The sequence below is a fragment of the Phreatobacter oligotrophus genome (assembly GCF_003046185.1).
Classification (GTDB): Bacteria; Pseudomonadota; Alphaproteobacteria; order Rhizobiales; family Phreatobacteraceae; genus Phreatobacter; species Phreatobacter oligotrophus.
In genome coordinates this window covers 1-23,310 of record NZ_PZZL01000006.1, presented here as the reverse complement: position 1 = coordinate 23,310, position 23,310 = coordinate 1, and the positions used below count along the sequence as shown (strand labels likewise).

Annotated in this window: 20 protein-coding genes and 2 pseudogenes; 5 read left to right on the top strand and 17 right to left on the bottom strand. The window is 64.6% G+C overall.

The genetic code is table 11. The features are described 5' to 3' along the window. Positions 1 to 14: 14 nt before the first annotated feature. Both C8P69_RS14540 and C8P69_RS14535 read left to right on the top strand, forming a co-directional pair. Complete coding sequence (locus C8P69_RS14540) at positions 15 to 1,346, top strand: O-antigen ligase family protein (protein WP_108178159.1); 1,332 nt, start codon at positions 15 to 17, stop codon at positions 1,344 to 1,346. Positions 1,347 to 1,449: 103 nt separating this feature from the next. Further along, positions 1,450 to 2,886 (top strand): mannose-1-phosphate guanylyltransferase/mannose-6-phosphate isomerase, encoded by a 1,437-nt coding sequence (locus C8P69_RS14535; protein ID WP_108178158.1) that lies wholly within the window; start codon positions 1,450 to 1,452, stop codon positions 2,884 to 2,886. 303 nt (positions 2,887 to 3,189) lie between these two features. Here the strand turns inward: C8P69_RS14535 and C8P69_RS14530 are convergent, their stop codons facing one another. The 9 genes and pseudogenes from C8P69_RS14530 to C8P69_RS23550 form a co-directional block, all read right to left on the bottom strand. Next, positions 3,190 to 3,450 carry a dTDP-4-dehydrorhamnose 3,5-epimerase family protein gene (locus tag C8P69_RS14530; protein WP_108178157.1) on the bottom strand — a complete coding sequence of 87 codons (261 nt, stop codon included), beginning with the start codon at positions 3,448 to 3,450 and terminating at the stop codon, positions 3,190 to 3,192. A gap of 25 nt (positions 3,451 to 3,475) precedes the next feature. Next, positions 3,476 to 3,976, bottom strand: a pseudogene (locus C8P69_RS14525) (sugar nucleotidyltransferase); the annotation flags it as partial. Between the two features lie 214 nt (positions 3,977 to 4,190). Then, positions 4,191 to 4,613, bottom strand: a complete 423-nt coding sequence (locus C8P69_RS14520; protein ID WP_108178155.1) for a GtrA family protein — start codon at positions 4,611 to 4,613, stop codon at positions 4,191 to 4,193. After that, entirely contained in the window at positions 4,610 to 5,890 is a 1,281-nt protein-coding gene (locus C8P69_RS14515; protein WP_108178154.1) for an NAD(P)/FAD-dependent oxidoreductase, read from the bottom strand. The genes C8P69_RS14520 and C8P69_RS14515 overlap by 4 nt, the downstream gene beginning before the upstream one ends. A 13-nt stretch (positions 5,891 to 5,903) precedes the next feature. Then, positions 5,904 to 6,830: an NAD-dependent epimerase/dehydratase family protein gene (locus tag C8P69_RS14510; protein WP_170118250.1), complete on the bottom strand. Its 927-nt coding sequence runs from the start codon at positions 6,828 to 6,830 to the stop codon at positions 5,904 to 5,906. Further along, positions 6,830 to 7,600 carry an SDR family NAD(P)-dependent oxidoreductase gene (locus C8P69_RS14505; RefSeq protein ID WP_108178153.1) on the bottom strand — a complete coding sequence of 257 codons (771 nt, stop codon included), beginning with the start codon at positions 7,598 to 7,600 and terminating at the stop codon, positions 6,830 to 6,832. The genes C8P69_RS14510 and C8P69_RS14505 overlap by 1 nt, the downstream gene beginning before the upstream one ends. Beyond that, entirely contained in the window at positions 7,597 to 8,928 is a 1,332-nt protein-coding gene (locus C8P69_RS14500; protein ID WP_108178152.1) for an FAD-binding oxidoreductase, read from the bottom strand. The genes C8P69_RS14505 and C8P69_RS14500 overlap by 4 nt, the downstream gene beginning before the upstream one ends. Continuing rightward, a complete protein-coding gene (locus C8P69_RS14495) occupies positions 8,925 to 10,376 on the bottom strand; it encodes a UbiA family prenyltransferase (protein ID WP_170118249.1) in 1,452 nt (483 codons plus the stop codon). The genes C8P69_RS14500 and C8P69_RS14495 overlap by 4 nt, the downstream gene beginning before the upstream one ends. 158 nt (positions 10,377 to 10,534) lie before the next feature. Then, positions 10,535 to 10,861 carry a hypothetical protein gene (locus C8P69_RS23550; protein ID WP_146167345.1) on the bottom strand — a complete coding sequence of 109 codons (327 nt, stop codon included), beginning with the start codon at positions 10,859 to 10,861 and terminating at the stop codon, positions 10,535 to 10,537. Between the two features lie 443 nt (positions 10,862 to 11,304). Here C8P69_RS23550 and C8P69_RS14485 point away from each other — a divergent pair, with 443 nt between their 5' ends. Next, on the top strand, positions 11,305 to 11,520 hold the full coding sequence (locus C8P69_RS14485; protein ID WP_108178149.1) for a transposase: 216 nt from the start codon (positions 11,305 to 11,307) through the stop codon (positions 11,518 to 11,520). A 362-nt stretch (positions 11,521 to 11,882) separates the two neighbouring features. Here the strand turns inward: C8P69_RS14485 and C8P69_RS14480 are convergent, their stop codons facing one another. Further along, complete coding sequence (locus C8P69_RS14480; protein ID WP_108178148.1) at positions 11,883 to 12,941, bottom strand: DegT/DnrJ/EryC1/StrS family aminotransferase; 1,059 nt, start codon at positions 12,939 to 12,941, stop codon at positions 11,883 to 11,885. A 686-nt stretch (positions 12,942 to 13,627) separates the two neighbouring features. On the opposite strand from C8P69_RS14480, the gene C8P69_RS14475 reads away from it, so the two are divergent. Both C8P69_RS14475 and pgi read left to right on the top strand, forming a co-directional pair. After that, positions 13,628 to 14,974, top strand: coding sequence for an aminotransferase class I/II-fold pyridoxal phosphate-dependent enzyme (locus C8P69_RS14475; protein ID WP_170118248.1), 1,347 nt, complete (start codon positions 13,628 to 13,630; stop codon positions 14,972 to 14,974). Between the two features lie 169 nt (positions 14,975 to 15,143). Then, entirely contained in the window at positions 15,144 to 16,799 is a 1,656-nt protein-coding gene (gene pgi, locus C8P69_RS14470) for a glucose-6-phosphate isomerase (protein WP_108178146.1), read from the top strand. A gap of 117 nt (positions 16,800 to 16,916) precedes the next feature. Here pgi and C8P69_RS14465 read toward each other — a convergent pair whose 3' ends face one another. From C8P69_RS14465 to C8P69_RS14435, 7 genes and pseudogenes are all read right to left on the bottom strand, one after another. Next, positions 16,917 to 18,416: a phosphomannomutase/phosphoglucomutase gene (locus C8P69_RS14465; protein ID WP_108178145.1), complete on the bottom strand. Its 1,500-nt coding sequence runs from the start codon at positions 18,414 to 18,416 to the stop codon at positions 16,917 to 16,919. Between the two features lie 88 nt (positions 18,417 to 18,504). Next, on the bottom strand, positions 18,505 to 19,062 hold the full coding sequence (rfbC, locus tag C8P69_RS14460) for a dTDP-4-dehydrorhamnose 3,5-epimerase (protein WP_108178144.1): 558 nt from the start codon (positions 19,060 to 19,062) through the stop codon (positions 18,505 to 18,507). Between the two features lie 11 nt (positions 19,063 to 19,073). After that, on the bottom strand, positions 19,074 to 19,946 hold the full coding sequence (gene rfbA / locus C8P69_RS14455) for a glucose-1-phosphate thymidylyltransferase RfbA (protein WP_108178143.1): 873 nt from the start codon (positions 19,944 to 19,946) through the stop codon (positions 19,074 to 19,076). A gap of 3 nt (positions 19,947 to 19,949) precedes the next feature. Then, positions 19,950 to 20,846 carry a dTDP-4-dehydrorhamnose reductase gene (gene rfbD, locus C8P69_RS14450; RefSeq protein ID WP_108178142.1) on the bottom strand — a complete coding sequence of 299 codons (897 nt, stop codon included), beginning with the start codon at positions 20,844 to 20,846 and terminating at the stop codon, positions 19,950 to 19,952. Between the two features lie 5 nt (positions 20,847 to 20,851). Then, positions 20,852 to 21,913 (bottom strand): dTDP-glucose 4,6-dehydratase, encoded by a 1,062-nt coding sequence (rfbB, locus tag C8P69_RS14445; RefSeq protein WP_108178141.1) that lies wholly within the window; start codon positions 21,911 to 21,913, stop codon positions 20,852 to 20,854. A 522-nt stretch (positions 21,914 to 22,435) separates the two neighbouring features. Then, positions 22,436 to 22,702 (bottom strand): zinc ribbon domain-containing protein, encoded by a 267-nt coding sequence (locus tag C8P69_RS24570; protein ID WP_211353831.1) that lies wholly within the window; start codon positions 22,700 to 22,702, stop codon positions 22,436 to 22,438. Between the two features lie 279 nt (positions 22,703 to 22,981). Continuing rightward, a pseudogene (locus C8P69_RS14435) lies at positions 22,982 to 23,310 on the bottom strand (hypothetical protein); the annotation flags it as partial.

The following is a 23,310-nucleotide window of genomic DNA, read 5'->3' as shown; positions in this document are numbered from 1 at the left end:
GGGGCGGGGGTGTCATGAGCACGGCCTCGACACCGCCCGCGCCGCGGCGCCACTCGCTCCTGTCGGGGGCCTGGGCCTGGCTCCTCGCCACCATCAACGACATCAACCGGCCGGCTTGGCTCTACATTCCGGTCCTCGGCTTCCTGCCGATGACCTTCGGCAGCACCGCCACCTTCTTCTGGTTCGGCGCCTGCATCTATGTCGGGCTGGTCTTCCTCGCCCGGCGCATCACCTGGGTCTGGCCGCAGACCACCGCCTTCGGCTGCCTCGTGGCGCTCGGCTATTTCGCGGCGACGCTCATCTCGCCGTTGGCCTTCGCCAACCCGCTAGCCGGCTGGATGGATGTCGGCACGGCCCTGCATTTCCTCACCGTGGTGATGCTGGTCGGCACGCTGGTGCAGACGCCGAAGGTCGATGTCTTCGACCTCTTCCTCAACGGTGTGCGCGCCGCCTGCATCGTCGCCCTCGGCCATGCGCTGGTGCAGGTCTTCCTCTTCGGCCATCACCGCGCCACGGCCGGCATGGCCAATGCCATCCCCTTCGGCGACACGGCGATGATGAGCGCCGGCCTTGCCATGGTGGGCTTCCAGCGCCTGTCGCACCCCATGCGGGTCTTCGCGCTCGCGGTTTTCGCCTCGGGCATCGCGGCGACCCTCTTGTCGCAGACCCGCAGCGCGCTGGTGGCGCTGCCGCTGGTGGTCCTCGTCGTCACCATCCATCTCTGGCCCATGATCCGCCGGCGGCTGTGGCAGGCCGGGCCCGTCGCGACGGTTCTCGTCGGCGCCCTCTTCGTCTTCGCCGTGGAGATGAAGGTGCCGCAGCGCATCGACCAGGTGCGTGCCGCCCTCGAGGCCGAGGACATCATCCGCCACCGCGACGCCTCCACCGCCCACCGCGTCATCCTCTGGAGCTACGGCTTCGATGCCTTCCTCGACGACCCGGTCTTCGGCGTCGGCAGCCAGAATGCGGTTGAAGAGGTGCGCCGGCGCGCCGCCGCGGACGGCTACCGCGTGCCGCCCTACCGGCACCTGCACAACGAGTTCATCTCCACCGCGGTGGGCCGGGGCGTCATCGGGCTGATCGCGCTCATCGCGCTGCTCGCCGCGCCGATCCTCATCGCGGTGGATTCGGCGCGGGACGAGCGGCGCTCGGACCGTGTCGCCTTCGCCATCCTGCTATCGGGCTGCTACGCGCTGTTCGGGTTGACCAACCTGCTGTTCAGCCATGACCAGACCAACACGGTTTTCGTGTCCTGCTACCTGATCCTCGTGGCGGCGGCGCATCAGTCCCGGGTCGGCCTCACCCGCTTCGAGCGGCCGTTCCTGGGCATTCCGCCGCGCGCCTGAACCGCGGCGTTGACCATGCCGAGCGAAGGTTGTGGCGCGTCGTTGCGCCAGCGGCTAGGTCAAGGGCGTCCATGCTGAGCGAAGTGTGAAGGATTTGCGACCAATGTCGAAGCAAAGGCTGATCGTTCCGGTGATCCTGTCGGGCGGCGCCGGTACGCGCCTCTGGCCGGCCTCGCGCGAGGCCTATCCGAAGCAGTTCCTGCCGCTGCTGGGGGCGCGCTCGACCTTCGAGGAGACGCTGGCGCGGGTCTCCGACCGCACCATCTTCGCCGATCCGATCATCGTCACCGGCGAGGACTTCCGCTTCCTCGTCGCGGACCAGCTCTCCCGCGCTGGCACGGCCGGCCGCATCGTCCTTGAGCCGATGCGCCGCGATTCCGGTCCGGCCATCGCGGTGGCCGCCGAACTCGCGGCCGCTGCCGATCCGGAGGCGGTGCTGCTGGTGCTCGCCGCCGATCATCTGGTCACCGATTCGGGCGCCTTCGCCGCCACCGCCGCCGCGGGTCTTGCCGCGGCGGAGGCCGGCGCGCTCGTCACCTTCGGCATCACGCCGTCCCATCCCGCCACCGGCTACGGCTATATCCGGCCGGGTGACCTGATGGACGGGCGCGTGCGCATGGTCGCCGCCTTCGTGGAGAAGCCGGACGAGGAGACCGCGACGCGCTTCCTCGCCGAGGGCTACCTCTGGAACTCCGGCAACTTCCTGTTCCGCGCCGACGTCTTCCTCGCCGAACTCGCAAGCTTCGAGCCGGCCATCGCCGCCGCCGCCAAGGCGGTCGGCTCGACCATCGCGGTCGACCAGGTCGGCAATCTCTCCTTCGAGCGCATTGATCGCGACGCCTTCGCCGCCTCGCCCGCCAAGTCGGTGGACTATGCCGTGATGGAGCGGACCGACCGCGCCGCCGTCATCGCCGCCGACTATGCCTGGTCCGATCTCGGCTCCTGGGATGCGCTTTGGGCCTTGGCCGATAAGGATGAGGCCGGCAATGCCGTGCGCGGCGCCGTCTCCCTTGCCGGCACGCGCAATTCCTATGTCGCCAGCGACGACGTCCATACCGCCGTCATCGGCCTCGACGACGTCGCCGTGGTCGCCACAAAGGACGCCGTGCTGGTGGCCAAGCGCTCGGTTGCGGGAGAGCTGAAGACCCTGGTTGCGAATCTGCGCGCCTCCGACGACACCCGGCGCCTCGCCGACGAGCACCGCAAGGTGCTGCGCCCCTGGGGCTCCTACGAGAGCGTCGATCGCGGCGAGCGCTTCCAGGTGAAGCGCATCGTGGTGAAGCCCGGCGCGCGCCTGTCGCTGCAGAAGCATTTCCACCGCGCCGAGCACTGGATCGTCGTGAAGGGCACCGCCACCGTCGAGGTGGATGCCGAGACCAAGATCGTGCGCGAGAACGAGAACGTCTACATCCCGCTCGGCGCCTGGCACCGCCTCTCCAACGAGGGGAAGATCCCGCTGGAGCTGATCGAGGTGCAGTCGGGCAGCTATCTCGGCGAGGACGACATCGTCCGAAGCCAGGACGACTACAAGCGCGTCTGACCGCCGGCCGCTAGGACGAGGCGTGCCTCCCCTTTGCTTGGTTTCCGCTGGCTTTCAGTCAAGAGTCCGCAGCGCGCCAACTTGGGTGATGATGTTCGTCGTGGGTTTCTGCGTTGCCTGGTGTCAACGTCTTGATGACGGGTTGCGCGACGGACAGGGCCGCGAGATTTGGCGCGCAATCGAATGCCCTCCGCATGAGGCCCATTCCGCATGACACCCATCATGTCCGCCACCGGCGATCCGATGTTCTGATCGGGCGCCCCGCCGTGCCCGGCGCGCAAGAGCGACGGCACACGTTGCTCCCTAGATTGATGTGCGACTGAACCGAGCTCCGACCAGGCTGACGAGCTTGCCCTGAGCGCGCGGCGCCTTCTGGTAGTGCAGGCCGCGGATTGTGCCGCGTGCCGCCGAGAGCGAATGGTTGTCCTGGACGAAGGTCACCGGCCCCGCCGCCTCGGCGAAGCGGTCGGCGCGGAAGGTTTCGGAGAAAAATCTGCGCGCATCGCCGATGCGGGTCGGCTCGACCAGCAGCAGGCCGTCGATCTCAAGCGAGGTGATCTTCATGTGCCCGCCTCCTTCCGGTGCCGCATCATCCGCGCTCGTCGACGATGCGCCGCAGGTAGCGCCCATACGGGTTCTTGCCCAGCACCTTGGCCAGCACCGCGAGCCGGGCGGCGTCGATATAGCCCTTCTCGAAGGCGACCTCCTCAGGGCAGCAGATGCGCGTGCCCCGCCGCTTCTCCAGGGTCCGAACGAAGTTGGATGCATCGGTCAGCGAATCCGGCGTGCCGGTATCGAGCCAGGCAAAGCCCCGGCCCCTGCGCTGCACGTGCAGGTCGCCGCGCTCAAGATAGGCGCGGTTCACGTCGGTGATCTCATATTCGTTTCGCGCCGAACGCTTCTCCGTCTTCGCGATGGCGACGATGTCCGCGTCGTAGAAATAGAGCCCCGTCACCGCCCAGCTCGATTTGGGCTTTGCCGGCTTCTCCTCGATAGAGATAGCCTGGCCCTGGCGGTCGAATGCGATGACGCCATACCGTTCGGGGTCATCGACGTGATAGGCGAAGATAGTCGCACCGGTCGGCCGAGCTTCAATCCGCTCCGACTGTAAGCGGGCCGAGTCTAAAGCAAACACGATGCAAATGGCGAACGCCAGTTTTGGCAATCCCAACCTCTAACGTGGTGCCGGGAGTTGACCCACTACGCAACGATCACACTGGTCTACCCTTGGTCTCCATCGTTCCGTTGCCGCACCTATCGGACGGCGGAGCCTCGACACGACCAGAAGCGTTGGCATCTCCGCCTCACCCGCGGCCTGTCCCGAACGTAAAGCCGCTATGCAGCCAGTAACTTGTTAGGACCGGGCTCAGCACGCCGATCACATGGGCCACCGTGTCGGCGTGGAAGGTGTAACCGACAGCGGGGAAGAGCCAGCGCGCCAGGCCGACGCTCACCAGCCAGACCTGCACCAGCGCCACGGCATTGACGATGGCAAAGCGCCAGAGCTCGCTTCCCGCGCCGCGTCCCGAGGCTTCGAAGACGAAGAGCCGCATCAGCACATAGGCGGTGAGCATCCCCGCGAGATAGGCGACCACCACGGCGATCTCATAGGCCATCACCTGCGAGAACAGGATGCGGGCGAGGATGTTGACGCCGGCGGCGATTCCACCCGAGGCGAGAAAGCGCAGGAACGGGGAGCGGGCGAGATCGCCGACGAGGCCCCTCACGCCACCCGCTCCGCCATCATGCGGCCGAAGCGGATGCTCTCGGCGACGCCGCGATCCTCCGGGTAGTAGTAGCAGGTGTCGGCCACCTGCAGGCCGCCGATCGGCGTCTCGATGGGCGGCAGCTTGTCGCGAAAGTTCGGCTCGCAGACCGGCTGGGCATGGGTGAGGCGGCCCACCTTCGCGTCGATGAGATCGTCCCGGCCGATGGCGGGGTTGACCCGGCCGATGGCCGCCATGGCCTCGGTGATGAAGGCCTCGTCGCTCCAGCCCCATTTCGGCTGGGTCACCGGCATGTAGTAGGGGACATAGACGATGGTGTCGCCGGTCGGACGGAGGTTGGAGAACTCGATGATGCCGGGGATGGGGATCTGGTCGTCGACGATGTTGACCCAGAAGTGCTTCGTCACCGGCTGCTTCAGCTTGAGGATGAGGCAAACCACGCCGATGTTGCGGATGGCGTCGTAGCGTGCCTTCCAGTCCTCCGGGATGTCCGGCACGAGGCGGGAGACGAGCGGCGTCGGAACGGTCGAGATGACGGCATCGGCGGGGAACGGCCGGCCGCCGGCAGTGACGCCGGTCACGCGGCCCTCCGCCGTTTCGACGCGGGTCGCAGGGGTCGAGAGGTGGATGCGGCCGCCCTTGGCCCCAATCGCGTCCACCAGGGCCGAGACCAGCGTCGCCGAGCCGCCGTCGACATAGCCAAGCTCTTCCTGGAAGATCGAGCGCCGGGAATTGCCGATGCGCTTGACGCGGGTGGCGATCCACGAGGCAGAGACCTCGTCGGCCAGCTCGTAGAACTTCAGCTCCATGAGACGCTTCCACAGTCGCTCATAGACGGTACGACCCGAACCGCCCTCGATCCACTGCCGGGCGGTGAGGTTCTCGATGCCGTCCATGGTCGGCCGCTTCGTCGTCCAGAACATCTGGAGGCCGGTGCGGATCTTGGAGACGAGGTCGAGATGGGGGAAGGTGAGGAGCGAGATGGGATCGCCCCAGGGATGGACCTTGCCGCCCATGAAATAGCCCATGGAGGTGCCTACCCAGCGCATCCGGTCGGCGATCCCCAGTTCCTCCATCAGCGCGAAGGTCGGCGCGTCGGTCTTGCAGACGAAATGGTAAAAGCGCTCGATCGAGACGCCGCCGAAGTCGAAATGGGCGGCCATGCCGCCGGCGCGGTCGCCGGCCTCGACGAGATCGACCTCGTGACCGAGGGTCGCGGCGCGATGGGCAGCGGCAAGGCCCATGGGGCCGGCTCCGATGACGACGATCCGTGACACGCGGGAAGCCCTCTCAGAAGTCCAGAACGATCGACGCGTAGGCCGGGTCGCAATAGGTCTCGACCAGGGCCTGGCGCAGCGGCGTCGCCGTCACGCCGAACATGCCCGGCCAGTCGATGACGGGAAAGGTCTCGGGGATGACGAGCGCCTCGAGCTGGCGCGTCGTGAAGGGCGGGTTGCGGTCGACCAGCGCATAGGCCCAGAGCAGCAGCCAGAACAGCCGGTAGGGGATGTGCACGATGCGCGCCCGCGGCCGGACGATCTCGTGGATCATGCCGATGAGATCGCCATAATCGATCTGTTCCAGCCCCGAGATGTCGTGCGTGCCGGTGGCCTTCATCTTCAGGCAGGCGGTGATGATGGCGGCGAAATCGCCGACATAGAGCGGCTGGCGGATGAAGCGGCCGTCGCCGGGAATGGGGAAGACCGGCGTGCGGTCCATGAAGCGGCGCAGCCAGCCCAGATGCTTGCGGTCGAACCAGCCGAACATCAGCGTCGGCCGCAGAACGACGTGGGGGATCTCCACCGTGTCGATGTAGCGCTCCTGCGCCGTTTTCGACCGGGTGTAGAAATCGTCGGCGCGCGAGTTCACCACTGAGGACGAGATGTGCACGAAATAGGGCACGCCATGCCGGCGCATGGCCTCGACGATGCGTTCGGTGGCCGTGACGTTGTTGGCGGTGAACTCGGCCTCGTCGAGGCCGCCGATCTGCGCCTGGTTGAGCAGCACGGCATCGGCCCCGGCAAAGGCCTCGGTCCACTCACCGTCCGCCGCGAGATCCGCCTCGATCACGGTGATTTCCGGGTGGATGCGGCGCAGCAGGGCCGTGTTGGCGGGATGCTTGTCGATGCCGACAATGGTCACGCCCGGCTCGCCCTTGAGCCGCGCGATGACGTTCTGGCCGACGAGGCCGGCCGCCCCGGTGACGACGACCCGCATCAGATGTCGAGCCTGTTGAAGATGGGCGCGGGGAGGAAGCGGATGATCAGCATGATGTAGCGCCAGAACCAGGGGGCGTAGACCACCGGTCCGCCCTTGTCGGCGGCGCGCCGCACGACGGCGGCGACGTCCTCGGGCTTGGCCCAGGTGAAGCCCTTGCGCACCATGCCCTCGGTCATCGGCGTGATGGTCGGGCCGGGCTTCACCAGCACGGCGCGCGGACCCTTGGCGGCAAAGCGGTGGGCGATGCCCTCGACGAGGGCTGCAAGGCCCGCCTTGGCCGCGCCGTAGACGAAGTTCTGGCGGCGGCCGCGATCGCCGGCCACCGAGCCGAGCACGACGAGCGAGCCGTGGCCCTGGGCTTCCAGCAGGTTGGCGGCGGCGAGGCACCAGGCGGCGGCGGAATTGAAGTTCACGGTGATGATCCGCTCGGCGGCGGCGGGATCGCGGGTCGCCTTGGCCTGGTCACCGAGGATCCCATAGGCGACGAGGATGTGGTCGATACCGCCGAGGGTCGCGGCAAAGCCGGCGAGCGCCGCGGCCGCATCCGTGGGCGCCGCAAGGTCGGCGACGGCCGTTTCGGCCCGCGCTGCGCCGCGCACCTTCAGGTCGGTGGCGATGGCGGCGAGCCTGTCCTCCTGGCGGCCGACCAGCAGGATCTCGGCGCCTTCGGCGGCATAGAGCCGGGCGGTGGCCTCGGCGATGCCGGAGGTGCCGCCGAGCACCACGAGGCGGAGGCGCCGGCCGGCGGCGGGAGCGATCGTCGTCATGAGCCGACCCTTGTCCAGAAGAGCGAAGAGAAGCGCGGATCGACATGGGCAGCGAAGCGCTCCCAGTCGGGATAGCCGGCGCGGAACATGTCGCGGGGCATGCGGCCGTCCTTGGCCGGATAGAGCCTGCCGCCGGCCTCGCGGACGATGGCGTCGAGCCGGGCGAGGAGCGCCATGGTCGAGCCGCCGCGATTGGGGAAGTCGAGGGCGAGCGTGGTGCCCGGCCGCGGGAAGGAGAGGAGGCCGGGCGAGGGCCTGTCGCCGAAGGTCTTGAGCACGGCGAGGAAGGAGCCTTCGCCCGCGGCGGCGATGGCGGCCAGCATGGCGGCGGTGGCGTCGCGCGCGGCGGCTGGCGGGACCACCGACTGGTACTGGTACATGCCGGCATGGCCATACATGCGGTTCCACTGCCCGATGGCGTCCAGCGGATAGAAGAACGGCTGGTAGTGCTGCATGGCGTGACCGGCTTTGCGCCGGCCGTTCCAGTCATAGAGCGCGTTGAAGGCGCGAATGCTGAAGCGGTTGAGCGCGAGGGAGGGCAGGTCGACGGGGACGGTCGGGCCAGCGCCCTTGCCGGCGGATAGCTCGCCGCCGGTCGCATGGCGGGCGCGGCTGAAGATGCCCCGTCCGGTCCTGTCGCCGGTGGCGAGGCAGTCCACCCAGGCGGCGGTGTAGTCGTGCGTCGTCTCGCTCTCGGCGGTAAGGCGGAAGAAGCCGTCGAGATCGTCGAAGGGAATGGTCTCGACATCCATGAGCGCGCCGGAGATCGGCATGAGTTCGATCTCGACCCAGGTGATGATGCCGGTGAGCCCAAGGCCGCCGATCGTCGCGGCGAAGAGCCCGTCGGGGTCGCCGGGGGCGAGGTCGCGCTCGACGCCGTCGGAGCGCAGCAGGCCGAGGCGGCGGATCCAGCGGCCGATCGTGCCGGCGCCGTTGTGGTTCTTGCCGTGCACGTCATTGGCCACCGCGCCGCCGAGCGTGACGAAGCGGGTGCCCGGCGAGACCGGCGGAAAGAAGCCGCGCGGCACCATGGCCTTGAGCAGCGCGTCGAAGGAGAGGCCCGCATCGGCCCGGAGGATGCGGGTGTCCGGATCGAAGGCGATCATCCGGTTGACGCCGGTCATGTCGATGATGCCGCCTGCCGGATTGAGGACGCTGTCGCCATAGGAGCGGCGCAGCCCGGTGGGCAGGAGGCTCGGCAGGGCGCTAAGGCCCTCGGTGAGCGTCGCCGGCACGTCCTGCCGGAAGAGGGGGCGCGCCACGCGGTGCCTCAGGCGCAGCGTGCGGCCCCAGGACAGGTGGTCGGCGGTTTCGGTGAATCGCGTCATAGGGCCAGTACGAAGACGAAGGCGACGGCGAAACCAAGGCCGATGCTGACGCGGTCCCGCAAGGCGAAACTGACGGGATCGTCCCGCATCTCGCCGCGATGGGCGAGGAGCCAGATGCGGCCGACCCAGATGGCGAGCAGCAGAGGCACGGCAAGCAGCAGCCTCGGCTGGGTGTAGGTGCCGCGGTGAAACAGCTCCTCGACGAGGAACAGCACCATGATGAGCAGCGATGCGACGCTCGCCGCCGTGCCGAAGCCGAGGGTCAGCGGCGCGTCCTCGGGCCGGTAGCCGCGGCTGGCGAGGGCATGTTCGCTGGCACCGGCTGCGCGGACGATCTCGGTATGGCGCTTGGCGATGGCGAGCGATGTGAAGAAGAAGACCGAGAAGGTCAGCAGCCAGGCCGAATAGGGGTTGGGCAGCAGCGCCATGCCCATGACGAGGCGGGTGGTGAAGAGGATGCCGATGACCAGCGTGTCGAGCAGCGGGATGCGCTTCAGGCCGAAGGAATAGGCGAGGGGCAGGACCAGATAGGCGATGAGCGTCAGGGCGAAGCCCGGTGCCAGCAGGGTCGCCACGACGAGGGCGAGCGTGATCGCACCCGCGGCCCCGCCAAGCGCAAGACGGATCGGCAGGCGGCCGGAGGCGATGGCGCGGCGGCGCTTCGACCAGTGCCGGCGATCGGCCTGCAGGTCGGAGACGTCGTTGATGAGATAGGTCGAGGAGGTGACCATCAGCAGGCAGAGGAGGCCGATGATGGTGGCGGCGACGGCCGCCGGATCGGTGAAGGCATGGGCCAGCACCAGCGGCACGAAGATCAGGACGTTCTTCGACCAGTGATGCACCCGCACCGCCTTCGCCCATTCGCGCGGCGACAGCGGCACATCCGCGAACTCGGCCTCGACGGGCTTGCCGAGGGCACGGGCCTCCTCGGCGACGGCGCGGCTCGCCCCGGCCAGGACGACGCCGCTCGCCACCTTCCAGACCGCGAGGTCGGCGGCGGAATCGCCGACATAGACGAAGCCTTCCGGGAAGGTGCGGGCAAGATGGGCGGCCTTGGCGGGACCTTTCAGGTTTTCGTCGCCCGAGCCGGTGGCCGAGGCGAAGAAGCCGAGCCGGCGGGCGATGGCGTCGACGACGCTCTGGGTGGCCGCCGACCACAGATGGACCTGCCGGCCCGCGGCCGCCTGGTCGCGCAGCCAGACCAGGAGGTCCTCGCGGAAGGGCAGGGCCGCGGTTGAGAGATCGACCTCTGAGGCGAGCGCCCGCTTCAGCGCGGCGCGGTCACGGCCCAGCTCCGGCAGGGCTCGCGCAAGATGCAGCGGCCGGCGGAACAGCGCCTCGGCGATCTGCTCATCGAGCGTGTCGGTCAGCAGCAGCGTGCCGTCGAGGTCGACGACCAGCGGGAGGCGAGGCTGTTGAGTTGCGGAATGACCCGCGGTCGCATCCAAAGCGCGATGGATCCTTAGTTTTTTGTTCGGGCGTGAGCGACGGCTGTGGGCAGGGCTGTCCGGCGCCCCGCACGACGTTGGACTTTCCAAGCGGAGGTTTTTTGGCACAGCGCCAAAGTTCTGTGAACCCTGCGGATCGCCTGCCAAAACGGCAGGCGTCAGCTAGCGGCGCGCAGGGCTCCGATCAGGGAGCGCTTGAGGGTCGCCGCGACCTGCGCCTGCGAGGCCTTCTCGGCGAAATCACGGATCATTTCTGGCGGCAGGCGGGGAGCGAGGGCTGATACGAGGTGCACAAGGTCTGCCAACGTCGCCTCAAAGTGGTCGCGGAGCACCGGGTCGGTCACGGCGGGGAGATTACGATGAATGTTGCGGGCAACCTCAATTGCAGATTCGTCAAGCTTCGCGCCAGTAGCGACAACGCTATTGACGCAAAGCCGGACAAAGTAGGGAAGGCAACGTTCGACTTCGTCGCTAACCGATCGCATTGAGATAGACTTGATCTCCAGTACTCGGCGGCACGCGATCCGAGGATCACAAAACGCTTCTCGCTACCGCGGATCGAAGGCGAGGGTCAGAATGTTTTAGACGGTTCGGGATGCACACAGCCGCTAACTAGAGGTGAGGCAGCGCTGGGTCAACGCCAGAAGGTAGCTGGGTTATCGCGCGAGGCGGAATAGCGCTTATCGCCGTCGTTCGAGGGGCCGCCGCAACGACTGCTAATCCCGTGTAATGCCCAAGGGGCAGCCAGTGCCGTGAGCGGCCTTGGCCACAAGACATCGCCACTATGCAGCCTCTACATTGAACGCCTTTAGCCCTCAAGCGGGAAAAGGGCAGAGAAAATTGGCACTCAGGAGATGAGCATCGACGCAATAATCGCCGATGGCTTCGTTAATGCATCACGAACTCAACTACTGTCCGAACCCACATAATGGTCGCCATAGGCGAAGCGCTGCGATCCAGGGCTTCCCGAAAGAAGGCCGCTAAATCGCGATCTTTTCTGGTTACTGATGAGCAGTTTCGCCGGATCGAGCCGCATGTGCCGACCGACACATGGGGCAAGGCCAGCGTCGACAAGCGCAGCGTGATCAATGACATTGTGCAAGTTCTGGAGTTCGGCTGTAGGTGGATCGACGCGCCGGCCTAGGGTGGCCCGCGCAAAACGCTGAGCACTCGCTACACGCGCTGGCGCGCAAGGGCGTCCGGATTGCGATGTTCGAGGCGCTCGCCTGGTTGGTCAGCCTATCGGGGTCGGTCCTTATCCACAGTTCCACTGCTAAGATACACCGCTTGGCTTCCGGAAAGGGGTATAAGGGCCAAGTCATCTCCTAATCGCGCGGGAGGCGGACGACGACGATTCGCCCCGTAACTGACACCGAACGCAGCCCGATCTCCTTCATGCTACCCGGCGGTCGACTTCCGGGCTGCGTGGCGGGCGAGGAGCTCATCGAGCATAACCCTAGCGAATTTGAGCGCGGTAATGAATGTGCCGGCAAATGCGTGCTGCGATCAAGCTAGCGAAGCACGGACGCTTTCGATGATGCGGTCCTGCAGGGCAGCATCGAGATAGGGATGCATCGGCAAACTGATGACCTTCTCCGCAAGGCTATCCGAAACAGGTAACCCGTTGCCAGCGACGGGATAATGGCGATAGGCCGTTTGTTTATGCAGCGGTCGGGGATAGTAGATTGCGGTAGGCACTCCTTGGGCTTTTAGCGACGCGGCGAATGCCTGCCTGTCGCGTCCGCGAAGGCAGATTGTGTACTGCGCCCAGACAGACACAATGCTTTCTTGGATCCGGGGAACGTCAACTACATCCGCGAGCGCTGCGTTGTAGCGGTCCGCTATGGTATTGCGTGCGGCGATCTCGTCCTCGAAGACTTTCAGTTTCTCGATGAGTACGGCGGCCTGGATCGTATCCATTCGGCCGGTCATACCAATCCGCTGGTTATCATACTTGTCGTTGTTGTTCTGGCCGTGGACGCGCAGCGAGCGGATGATGTCCGCCAAGTCCGGGTCATCCGTGAAGATCGCGCCGCCGTCGCCGTAGCAACCGAGCGGTTTAGCGGGGAAGAACGACGTAGCGGTGGCCATGCCGATCGTGCCGATCTTCCGGCCCTTGTAGGTACCCCCAAAGGACTGGGCGGCATCGTCCAGCAACCAAAGGCTATGCTCAGCGCAGAAGGGCTCGATGGCGTTGTAGTCGGCCGCTTGACCGAAGAGGTCGACAGCGATGACACCCACGGGGCGGAGGCCGGCGGCCTTCGCAGTGGCGAGGCCTTGGGCGAGCGAAACAGGATCGATGTTGAATGTGTCAGCCTTCACATCGATGAAAACGGGGCTCGCGCCGAGCCAAGCAACGACCTCGGCCGTTGCAGCGAAGGTAAAGGCGGGGCAGAGCACGGCATCGCCCGGCTTCACGCCCTTGGCCATGAGGATCAGCGCAAGTGCGTCGGTGCCCGAGGAGCAAGAGATCGAATGGCTTGCACCACAGAATTCGGAAAGTGCGTTTTCCAGTTCAAATACTTCTGGTCCCATGATGTAGGCGCCATGGTTCACAACTTTCATTATCGAGAAATCTAACGACTCTCCCAATCTACGCCTCTGAGCGGCGAGATCAATGAACGGGATCGGTGCAAGAGGAGCTGCGTTTGCCAAGTCAGGTAGCTTTCGGAGAAATACGAGGGTCTGTGGGTGAGCGCTGTGTATTTCGCGATATAGGCGAAGAACCCTATGCGCGCCAGGACACGGAGCGAAATCAATTTCTCTTCCAATCGATGACGGAACCGTAGCCCGTAGATCATATCAATGCTAAGACACCACGGCGAGGCGCAGCGCTTGTTTTGCGCAAAAAAGCTTCCGGCCTGTGCACAAAGCTTTGCGAACAATCGAAAATAGGGGATTGATTTCGGCGCTGCGCTCATGCCGGCATTCGCAAGGCCGCACAGAATTCTGTCCATTCGATGGGTCGGATAACTCTTTCATATGCGGCTAGCGTGCGTCGCGCCGCGGGCGTTGTCGCGTCAGTTGCTGACCTTCAATGACGCAGACCCGCCCAAACAATCTTTTGCCGGCCATGGTCTTCTGGCAAGGAAATTGCTGCCAGTTTGTGGTTCTGATGCAACAGTGAACGTGTCGCGGGTTGATGCCGAACCGGTTTTCGCTAGCCGAGTTCGCCGCTCATGCGCTACATGGGATATTGTGCATTGCCGTTGAATGAGTGTGTGCGCTGCACCAGTTTCGTGGAGGTGTCAATGATCGATGCCAGCTTGTCGTCTTATGCGTCACGTCGACTGACATTTGAGATCGGTTCGGTCATTCGGTCGGATTCGCCCTACAATACCGTGGTTGACGAGTTTCGCGCGACTTGCGCGGCTTCCGGCAAAGAATTCGTTAGCTTCGCCAATTACGACTACATCGGTGTGGCCGACGAAGCGTATGTCGCTGAGCGGGCGATAAGAACCATCCGCCATTTTGGCTTTGGCGTCGGCGCATCGCGCGTCGTGGGCGGAGAGCGTAGCTTCCATCGTGAGCTCGAGGACGGCCTGGCCCGTTTCATGGACACGGAAGCCTGCCTTGCGCTTGTTTCCGGCTATGGCACCAATGCGTCACTGATCGGCCATGTCCTCGGCCACAATGATCTTCTAATCTACGACAGCCTCAGCCACTCCAGCATCATGGCAGGCACGTCGATCACCCGTGCGACCGCCATTGAGTTCCCGCATAACGATCTGGATGCGCTCGAGGCGCTCCTGAAGGAGCATCGTTCGAGCTACAAGCGTGCGATGATCGTGTGCGAGGGTCTTTACAGCATGGACGGGGATTGCGTGGACCTTCCGCGCGTCGTTGCCCTGAAAAAGCGCTACAACACCTGGCTCTATGTCGACGAGGCTCATTCCCTTGGTGTCCTCGGCAAGACGGGCAGGGGCATTGTCGAGCATTTCGGGATCGATCGCGACGAAATCGATCTCACGATGGGCACGCTTTCAAAGACCTTTGGCACCTGCGGGGGCTTTATCGGCGCCAGCCGTGCCGTGATCGAGTGGCTCCGCCATACGCTGCCTGGCTATGTCTACAGTGTGGGCTTGCCGCCCCCCGTTGCCGCTGCCGCGACGGCGGCGCTCGAGATCCTCGACAGCGAGCCCGAGCGTGTCGCCCAGCTCCAGCACAACTCCCGCTACTTCCTGTCCGGTGCCCGTCGTCGTGGGCTCCGCACGGGCCTTGCAGGGGGGTTTGCGATCATCCCGGTCCACTTCACGTCCCGTGAGAACGCCCTCGATGCCTACCGTATGCTGCTCGATAACGGCATCTACGCGCCGCCCATCGTGCAGCTCGCAGTCCCGAAGGATTTGCCGCGTCTTCGCATGTTCGTGTCGGCGGCCCATACCGAGGCGCAGATTGACCGTGCACTCGACCTCCTGGAGGCCTTCGGTATGGAGCGAAATGACTTGATTGATCCGGTGTCCGAGCCCCCGATCCGGAAGGATAAGCCCGCCGTCGCGCTCCCAGTGCAGGCAAGAGCGGCTCCTTCCGAGAAGGACAGCATCAAGGCTTCGACCCGATTGGAGGAACATCACGGTCGTAGATTGCACTCGAGGTAGCTGTTCGGCGCTTAACTGCGTTGTTCTTGAGCGCTGGATCGGACTGCGGCGAGTGACCGTGCCCAATGATACGACGCCCGCTAATCCGTTGGCTGATCATGGTGGTCCGGTGGGGTCCCCAACATTGGCCGAATCGGCTCCCAGTTGCTGACCTAGGCCGTGCCGCCTTATGAGTTCGAATGCTGACACCGAAGTTATTGCCCGTGTCTGGGAGGTGCTCGAGACCAACCGCCGTGTGTTAGACGCAACATCCATCGTTGACCTGTTTGCCAAGGATCCCAGGCGCTTCCAGAAGTTCTCGCTGAAGCTGGGATCCCTGCTGATGGACTGGTCGAAGACGCGGGTGACCGCCACGACCATGCGCCTGCTCGTCGATCTCGCCCGCGCGGCGCGGCTGGAAGAGAAGCGCGACGCCATGTTCGCAGGCCAGCGCATCAACACCACCGAGGACCGCGCCGTGCTGCACGTGGCGCTGCGCAACCTCTCCGGCACGCCCATCCTCACCGATGGCCGCGACGTCATGCCGGAAGTGGCGGCGGAGCGGGAACGCTGCCTTGCCTTCGCCGAGGCGGTGCGCTCCGGCGCCCTGCGCGGGGCGACGGGCAAGCGCTTCAACACCATCGTCAATATCGGCATCGGCGGCTCCGATCTCGGCCCCGCCATGGCCGCCGAGGCGCTGAAGCCCTATGGCAAGCGCGGCCTCGCCGTGCGCTTCGTTTCCAATGTCGACGGCGCCCACATCGCCGATACGCTGAAGGGCCTCGACCCCGCCCGCACCCTCTTCGTGGTGGTATCCAAGACCTTCACCACGGTCGAGACCATGACCAATGCCCAGACGGCGCGGAACTGGATCGCGCAAGGTCTGGGCGAGGAGGCGGTCGGCCGCCACTTCGCCGCCGTCTCCACCAACCTCGCCGCGGTCAATGCTTTCGGCATCGCCGAGGCCAGCATGTTCCGCTTCTGGGACTGGGTCGGCGGCCGCTACTCCGTCTGGTCGGCGGTCGGCCTGTCGCTGATGATCGCGGTCGGGCCGCGCCATTTCACCGCCTTCCTCGCGGGGGCCGAGCGGGTCGACCAGCATTTCCGCACGGCCCCGCTGAAGCGGAACATGCCGGTGATCATGGGCCTCCTCGGCCTCTGGCACCGCAACGTCTGGTCCTATGCCAGCCACGCCGTCCTGCCCTATGACCAGCGCCTCGCAAGGCTGCCCGCCCATCTCCAGCAGCTCGACATGGAGAGCCTCGGCAAGGGCGTGACGCTGGAGGGCAAGGCCGTGACGCGCCCGACCGGGCCGATCATCTGGGGCGAGCCCGGTACCAATGGCCAGCACGCCTTCTTCCAGCTGTTGCACCAGGGCACGGAGGTCGTGCCCTGCGATTTCCTTGTCGCCGCCTCGCCGCATGAGCGCGGCCGCAAGCACCATGACCTCCTCGTGGCCAATTGCCTCGCCCAGAGCCAGGCGCTGATGAAGGGCCGTTCCTTCGAGGAGGCGCGCGACCAGCTCATCGCCAAGGGGCTGTCAAAGGCGGAGGCGGAAAAGCTCGCCCCGCACCGGGTCTTCACCGGCGACCGGCCCTCGACGACCTTCCTCTACCGCAAGCTCGATCCCGTCACGCTCGGCATGATCGTGGCGCTCTACGAGCATAAGGTCTTCGTCATGGCCGCCGTCCTCGGCATCAACGCCTTCGACCAGTGGGGCGTCGAACTCGGCAAGGAGCTGGCGACCCGGCTGGAGCCGCTGGTGGCCGGAAAGACGATGGAGCTCGCCGGGCTCGACGCCTCGACCGCGGGGCTGCTCGAGCACCTCAGGCGTATCAGGGTGTGAGACGCCATGGCGCAGATCCCGTTGAGCGGAATGCGCACCAGGGCCTTGCGCGCTCCCGTCATTTCGCTGCGGCTTGATTTAGACCTGATAGCGTTGGCTCTTGCGCCGCCTATAGGCTCAGATCGTCTGATTGTAGGCGCCGACCTCGGGGTTCTCGCGCAGGACCGTGTCGACGGCCTTGAACATGTCGCGCATGCGCTGCTCGGAGACCGGGCTCTCCACCACCACGACGAGCTCGGGCTTGTTCGAGGAGGCGCGGACGAGACCCCAGGTGCCGTCGGGCGTGCCCACGCGCACACCGTTGACGGTGACCAGCGAGGTGATCGGCGAACCGGCGACGGTCTCGCCCGCTGCCTTCATCGCCTCGAACCGCTTCACCACGCGATCGACCACCTCGTACTTCACCTCATCGGCGCATTTCGGCGCCATGGTCGGCGAGCCCCAGGTCTTCGGCACTTCGACATAGAGCTCGGCCATGGACTTGGTCGGATTGCGGTCGAGCATGTCGATCACGGCGATGGCCGTGACGAGGCCGTCGTCATAGCCGCGGCCGACCGGCGCGTTGAAGAAGAAGTGGCCGGACTTTTCGAAGCCGGCGAGGGCGTTGAGGTCGCGGACCCGGCGCTTGATGTAGGAGTGGCCGGTCTTCCAGTAGTCGGTCTTGGCGCCGAGGCGCTTCAGCTCGGGGTCGGCGTCGAACAGGCCGGTGGACTTCACGTCGACCACGAATTGCGAGGGGCCGTGCACCTTGCAGAGGTCGCGGGCGAGCATCACGCCGATCTTGTCGGCGAAAATCTCCTCGCCGTGGTTGTCGACGACACCGCAGCGGTCGCCGTCACCGTCGAAGCCCAGCGCCACGTCCGCCCCATGCTCCTTCACGGCATCGGACATGGCGTGAAGCATCTTCATGTCTTCGGGGTTCGGATTGTAGCGCGGGAAGGAATGGTCGAGCTCCGCATCAAGCGGGATCACCTCGACGCCGAGCTTCTCGAGGATCTGCGGCGCGAAGGCGCCGGCCGTGCCGTTGCCGCAGGCGGCGATGACGCGCAGCTTGCGGGTGACCTTGGGACGGTTGGTGAGATCGCGGATGTAGCGCTGGGCGAAATCCTCGACGAAGAGGTAGGAGCCGCCGCCGACGAGGTCGAAATCAGCCTCCAGCACGATCTTCTTCAAGGCGCCCATCTCGTCGGGACCGAAGGTGACGGGGCGCTGGGCGCCCATCTTCACGCCGGTCCAGCCATTGTCGTTGTGGCTGGCGGTGACCATGGCGACGCAGGGCACGTCGAGCTCGAACTGCGCGAAATAGGCCATGGGCGACATGGCGAGACCGATGTCGCGCACCTTGCAGCCGGCGGCCATCAGGCCGGTGACCAGCGCCATCTTGATGGAGGCGGAATAGCCGCGGAAATCATGGCCGACGACGATCTCGCGCTTCACGCCCATGCGGCCGATCAGCGTGCCGAGGCCCATGCCCACGGCCTGCACGCCCATGAGGTTCAGTTCCTCGCCGAAGAACCACCGCGCATCGTACTCGCGGAAGCCGGTGGGCTTCACCATGGGCAGGGATTCATAGGCAGCAGTGTTCGGCTTCAGGCTGGCGAGCGGCTTCGGGAACATGCGGGCTGAGCCTCGTGTCGGCGAAGACTGTGATTGCCTGCCAGGTCCCCGGGAGGCATCAGAGCTTGATGGAAGAATGGCGCGGCGATCAGAAGCGGAACGGTGATCCGATTTCACTCAGGAATGGCGCGGTCTTGTCCTTCTCCGAAAGGACTGCTGTCTCCTCGGAGAAGGGCCATGGAACGCCGATTGCCGGGTCATTCCACCGGACGCCTGCATCGTGCTCGCGACTGTAGTAATCCGTCACCTTGTAAAGCACCTCGCAATCATTCGTCAGCGTCGCAAAGCCGTGCAGGAACCCAGGGGGAATCCAGAGCTGCTGCCAGTTGTCCGCAGTGAGTTCGACGGCCACGCATTGTCCGTAGGTGGGCGACCCCGTGCGGATATCGACCGCGACGTCGAGAATGGCTCCGCGCGTCACCCTCACGAGCTTTCCCTGCGCTCGAGGCTCCTTCTGGTAGTGAAGGCCTCGGATCGTCCCCTTGGTGGCTGACAAAGACTGGTTGTCCTGGACAAACCTGATTGGTCCGGCAGCTTCCTCGAAACGGTCGGCGCGGAACGTCTCCGAGAAGAAGCCACGGTGGTCGCCAATTTTTGTCGGCTGAACCAAGAGCGGCCCTGGAATGGCAAATGTTTCGATCTTCATGGAGGGTGTCCTCACCGGCCTTCGTCGATGACCTTGAGCAGATAGCGGCCGTAGGGTCCCTTGATGAGCGGCTCAGCCAGCCTGCGCAGCTGATCAGCGTCGATGAACCCCTTTTCGAAGGCGATCTCCTCGGGGCAGCAGATGCGCATGCCCTGGCGCCGCTCGATGGTGCGAACGAAGTTCGACGCGTCCGTAAGAGAATCCGGAGTTCCCGTGTCGAGCCAGGCATAACCGCGTCCCATCTTCTGGACGTGCAGATTGCCGTTTTCGAGATAATGCCGGTTGACGTCGGTAATCTCGTATTCGCCGCGGGCCGAGGGCTTCACGGCCTTGGCAACCTCCACCACGGTGTTGTCATAAACGTAAAGGCCGGTCACCGCCCAGCTTGAACGAGGCTTGGCAGGTTTCTCCTCGATTGAAATCGCGCGGCCGTGGCCAGCGAACTCGACCACGCCATAACGCTCTGGATCTTCCACGTGATAGGCGAAGACGGTTGCACCATTCTCTTGTGCAACGGCCGCATCGAGCAGCTCGCCGAGGCCAGCGCCGTAGAAGATATTGTCACCGAGGACGAGCGTTGCCCGGTCGCCTGCGAGGAACTCCTCGCCAATGACGAACGCCTGAGCGAGCCCGTTAGGGACAGCCTGTTCTGCGTAGGAGAACTTCACCCCCCAGCCCTCGCCGGTGCCGAGAAGGCGACGGAACGAGGGAAGATCATGGGGCGTTGAGATGATCAGGATTTCCCTGATACCGGCCAACATCAGCACCGAGAGCGGATAGTAGATCATCGGCTTGTCATAGACAGGCACAAGCTGCTTCGACACAGCAAGAGTAATGGGATGCAGGCGTGTGCCGCTCCCGCCCGCGAGAATAATGCCCTTCATGATTTACCACTCTCCCGTCATACTGATAGCGTTGATGCAACGCGCCAGCCCGTCATTCCACGACGGCAGAACCACCCCGTGGGCGTTCCTCAGCTTGCTGCAATCCAGCCTGGAGTTCGCCGGCCGCTTGGCTGGCGTCGGATAGTCGCTCGTTGCGATCCCCTTGACCCGAGCGCTTGGGCCGCCTCTCGCTGCGGATTCTCTAAAAATGGTATCTGCAAAACCGGCCCAGGTCGTTTCCCCCTGTGAGGTCATATGAAAAATCCCGCGCAAGGCTGGGTCGTGGGGGTTGGCTTTCAGATTGATGGCGACAGCAGCGACGGCCGCTGCAATGTCGTCAGCACTGGTCGGGTTCCCCACCTGATCCGCGACCACGCCCACCTCTTCCCGCGATTTTGCGAGCCGCAGCATTGTCCTGACGAAATTCTTGCCTTCAGGAGCATAGACCCAGGCCGTGCGCAGCACGGCATGGTTCGGGTTTTCCTGCGCCGTTTCGCGTTCACCCGCAAGCTTCGAGGCACCATAGGCGCTCACCGGGCTAACCGGGTCAGACTCGAGATAAGGACGCACTCCGTCTCCCGGGAACACGTAGTCTGTGGAAATTTGAATGACCGGAATACCGAGTTGACGGGCCGCTCGCGCCACAAGGCCTGCACCACGGCCATTGACCCTGAAGGCGAGGTCAGTGTCGCTCTCAGCCTGGTCGACAGCTGTGTACGCTGCAGCGTTCACGATGACGTCCGGCTTGAGCGGCTCAAAAATCCCGACGAGGTCACGGTCCTGTGCCAGATCGAGTTCAGGACGGCCCACCGCATGGACCTGGATGTCAGATTGCGTGGCTCTCAGCCTCAGCAGAGATCGGACCACCTGGCCTTCCCGGCCGGTAACGAGGAGACGCATCGCGATCAATCCGTCGTTTTCAGGAGACCCAGGCGTTCACCCTTGTAAACGCGCTCGCGAAGCGGCCGCCACCACCACTCATTCTCGATGTACCAGCGGACCGTTTTCTCGATCCCGGTATCGAAGTTCTCCTCCGCCTTCCAACCGAGCTCGGTTTCAAGTTTCGTCGCATCGATCGCGTAACGATGATCGTGGCCCGGGCGGTCGGTGACGAAGGTGATGAGCTCGTGATAGGAGCCCGCTCGTGGCCGCAGCCTGTCGAGAAGGTCGCAGATACGGCGCACAACCTCGATGTTTTGGCGCTCATTCCGGCCCCCGACATTGTACTTCTCGCCAATGCGCCCTTTGGAGACGATCAGGTCCAGGGCCTTGGCATGATCCTCGACGTAGAGCCAATCACGGATATTGTCTCCTTTCCCGTAAACGGGCAGGGGCTTCTCGTGCATCGCGTTGAGGATGACGAGAGGGATCAGCTTTTCCGGGAAGTGGAAGGGGCCGTAATTGTTGGAGCAGTTGGATATGACAGCCGGGAAGCCATAGGTCCTGACCCAGGCTGTCACGAGGTGATCGGCCGCCGCCTTGGATGCCGAATAAGGCGAGCTCGGATCATATCGGGTTTCCTCGGTGAAGAGCCCGTCCGGCCCCAAGGAGCCATAAACCTCGTCCGTGGAAACGTGAAGAAAGCGGAAGGCGTCCCGTCGTTCGCTGGGTAAGGCGAGCCAATAGGCCCGCGCAGCCTCCAGAATTGCGAAAGTTCCCACGATATTGGTGTCGATGAACTCGCGGGCCCCGACGATGGAGCGATCGACGTGGCTTTCGGCTGCAAGATGCATGATGTGGTCGGGCCGGAACTGGTTGATCGCCTCTGATACCGAAGCTTGATCACAAATATCGGCCTGGGCGAACTGGTAGCCCGGCGCATTGTCGATAGCGCTCAGTGACGCGAGATTGCCGGCATAGGTGAGTTTGTCGACATTCAGGACATGATTGCCTGACGCGATGAGATGCCTGCAAACGGCACTACCGATAAAACCTGCGCCGCCAGTAACGAGAACGCGTCGTACCATAGGTTCCCCCGTTAACAGGCCGCACCCCGGCAAGCCCCACCACTAACACGCTCGCCTCCATACTCTGCGGTCCTGCCTAACACAATCGCAGGGGCACTTTGTCCCGCAAGCGGAATGGCCCTCTCGGACCCTCGAGGAGTAAGACCGGTGCCCGTATCGCAGATCTCCCGACTAGGCTCTATCTTGCGGGCCCTGCGCTTGTCCTTTCAGCTCCTGCGGTCCAGCTGGAGCGCTTCATACGAACGTTCCACGCTGCCAGGAGTGACCGTCAGAGGGGTGCAATCCGCCTTGTCGGTTCTCACACGGGCGGGCACCCTAGGGTCTACGTTGGTCATGAAGCGGAGCGGCCTAAGGTCCGCTCCGTTCGCAGTTCAAGGTTCCAGTTTAGCCGCCTCGGAGATCGCCTCGAAGCCCCTCCTGCCAAGACCTTTATCCGGTTGTGACTACAACTACCCCTGAAGGAGCTGCCTTCCGACCGTCGCCGGCCTGAGTTCCGGCTTCCGGCTTCCAGCGAAGCTCGATTCACAGGCCATCCCCGGATGTCCTCCGCTTCCGCCAAGGGTCGATAGACCCTTGGCGAGGATGTTCCGCGCAGCGTTGACGTCTGCGCAGGCGGCGAAGCCGTAGGAGACACAGGAGAACCGATCTCCCGATAAATCGGTTTTCCTGTGTCGTCCCCCCGCAGCAGGAACACTGCTGCGAGGTGTAAGGCGCCGGCACCACGATGAGCTGACCGCCGGCACGCTGCATCTTGTACTCGAGCTGCCGGCGGGTCTCGCCCGGCGCCATGTCGAGGATCGAAAGGTTTAGCCCGGCTTTTAGGCAATCTTCGAGCCGGGCTCATCGACCGTTCCTTTTGCCGAGGCCATCATGTTCCGGACCTTCAGGTCCTCCATGATGATCACAGCGTGATCACCGCACCAAGCGGCTCGTCGTCTGGTGCTTTGCGTCAGCCCTGCGGTGCGCATGGCGCGCCTGGATGCGGCGGAGACGCAGGATCGCCCTGAAGCGATTGCGTCAGCCCTTTCTGCGGCGAGCGATCGTCTTCTGAGCGGCAGCGAGCTGCCGCTATTCCTGCGCGCTCACACGCGGCAAGTCGAACATCTCGCCGCCGCTTGTCGCAATCGCGTTCACGACGGCAAGGTCGATACCGACCGTTGGCCCGGCCTTCAAGGCTGCTTCGTTGATCTCCTGCTCGACAGCGATAGACACGAACCACCAGCCGCCGGTTTGCAAGCCGGTAACGGTCTTGACCTCACCGACGATGTCCCGGTGTGTACGCACCGAAACCCATCCGGCCTTAGAGCCCGTCCCGAAAGGGTTGAGCGACTGGGGCACTCGTGATTCCAAGGGGTTGTTCAGGCCATCTTGGAGCGAGCGATGTGGACCCCAGCCAC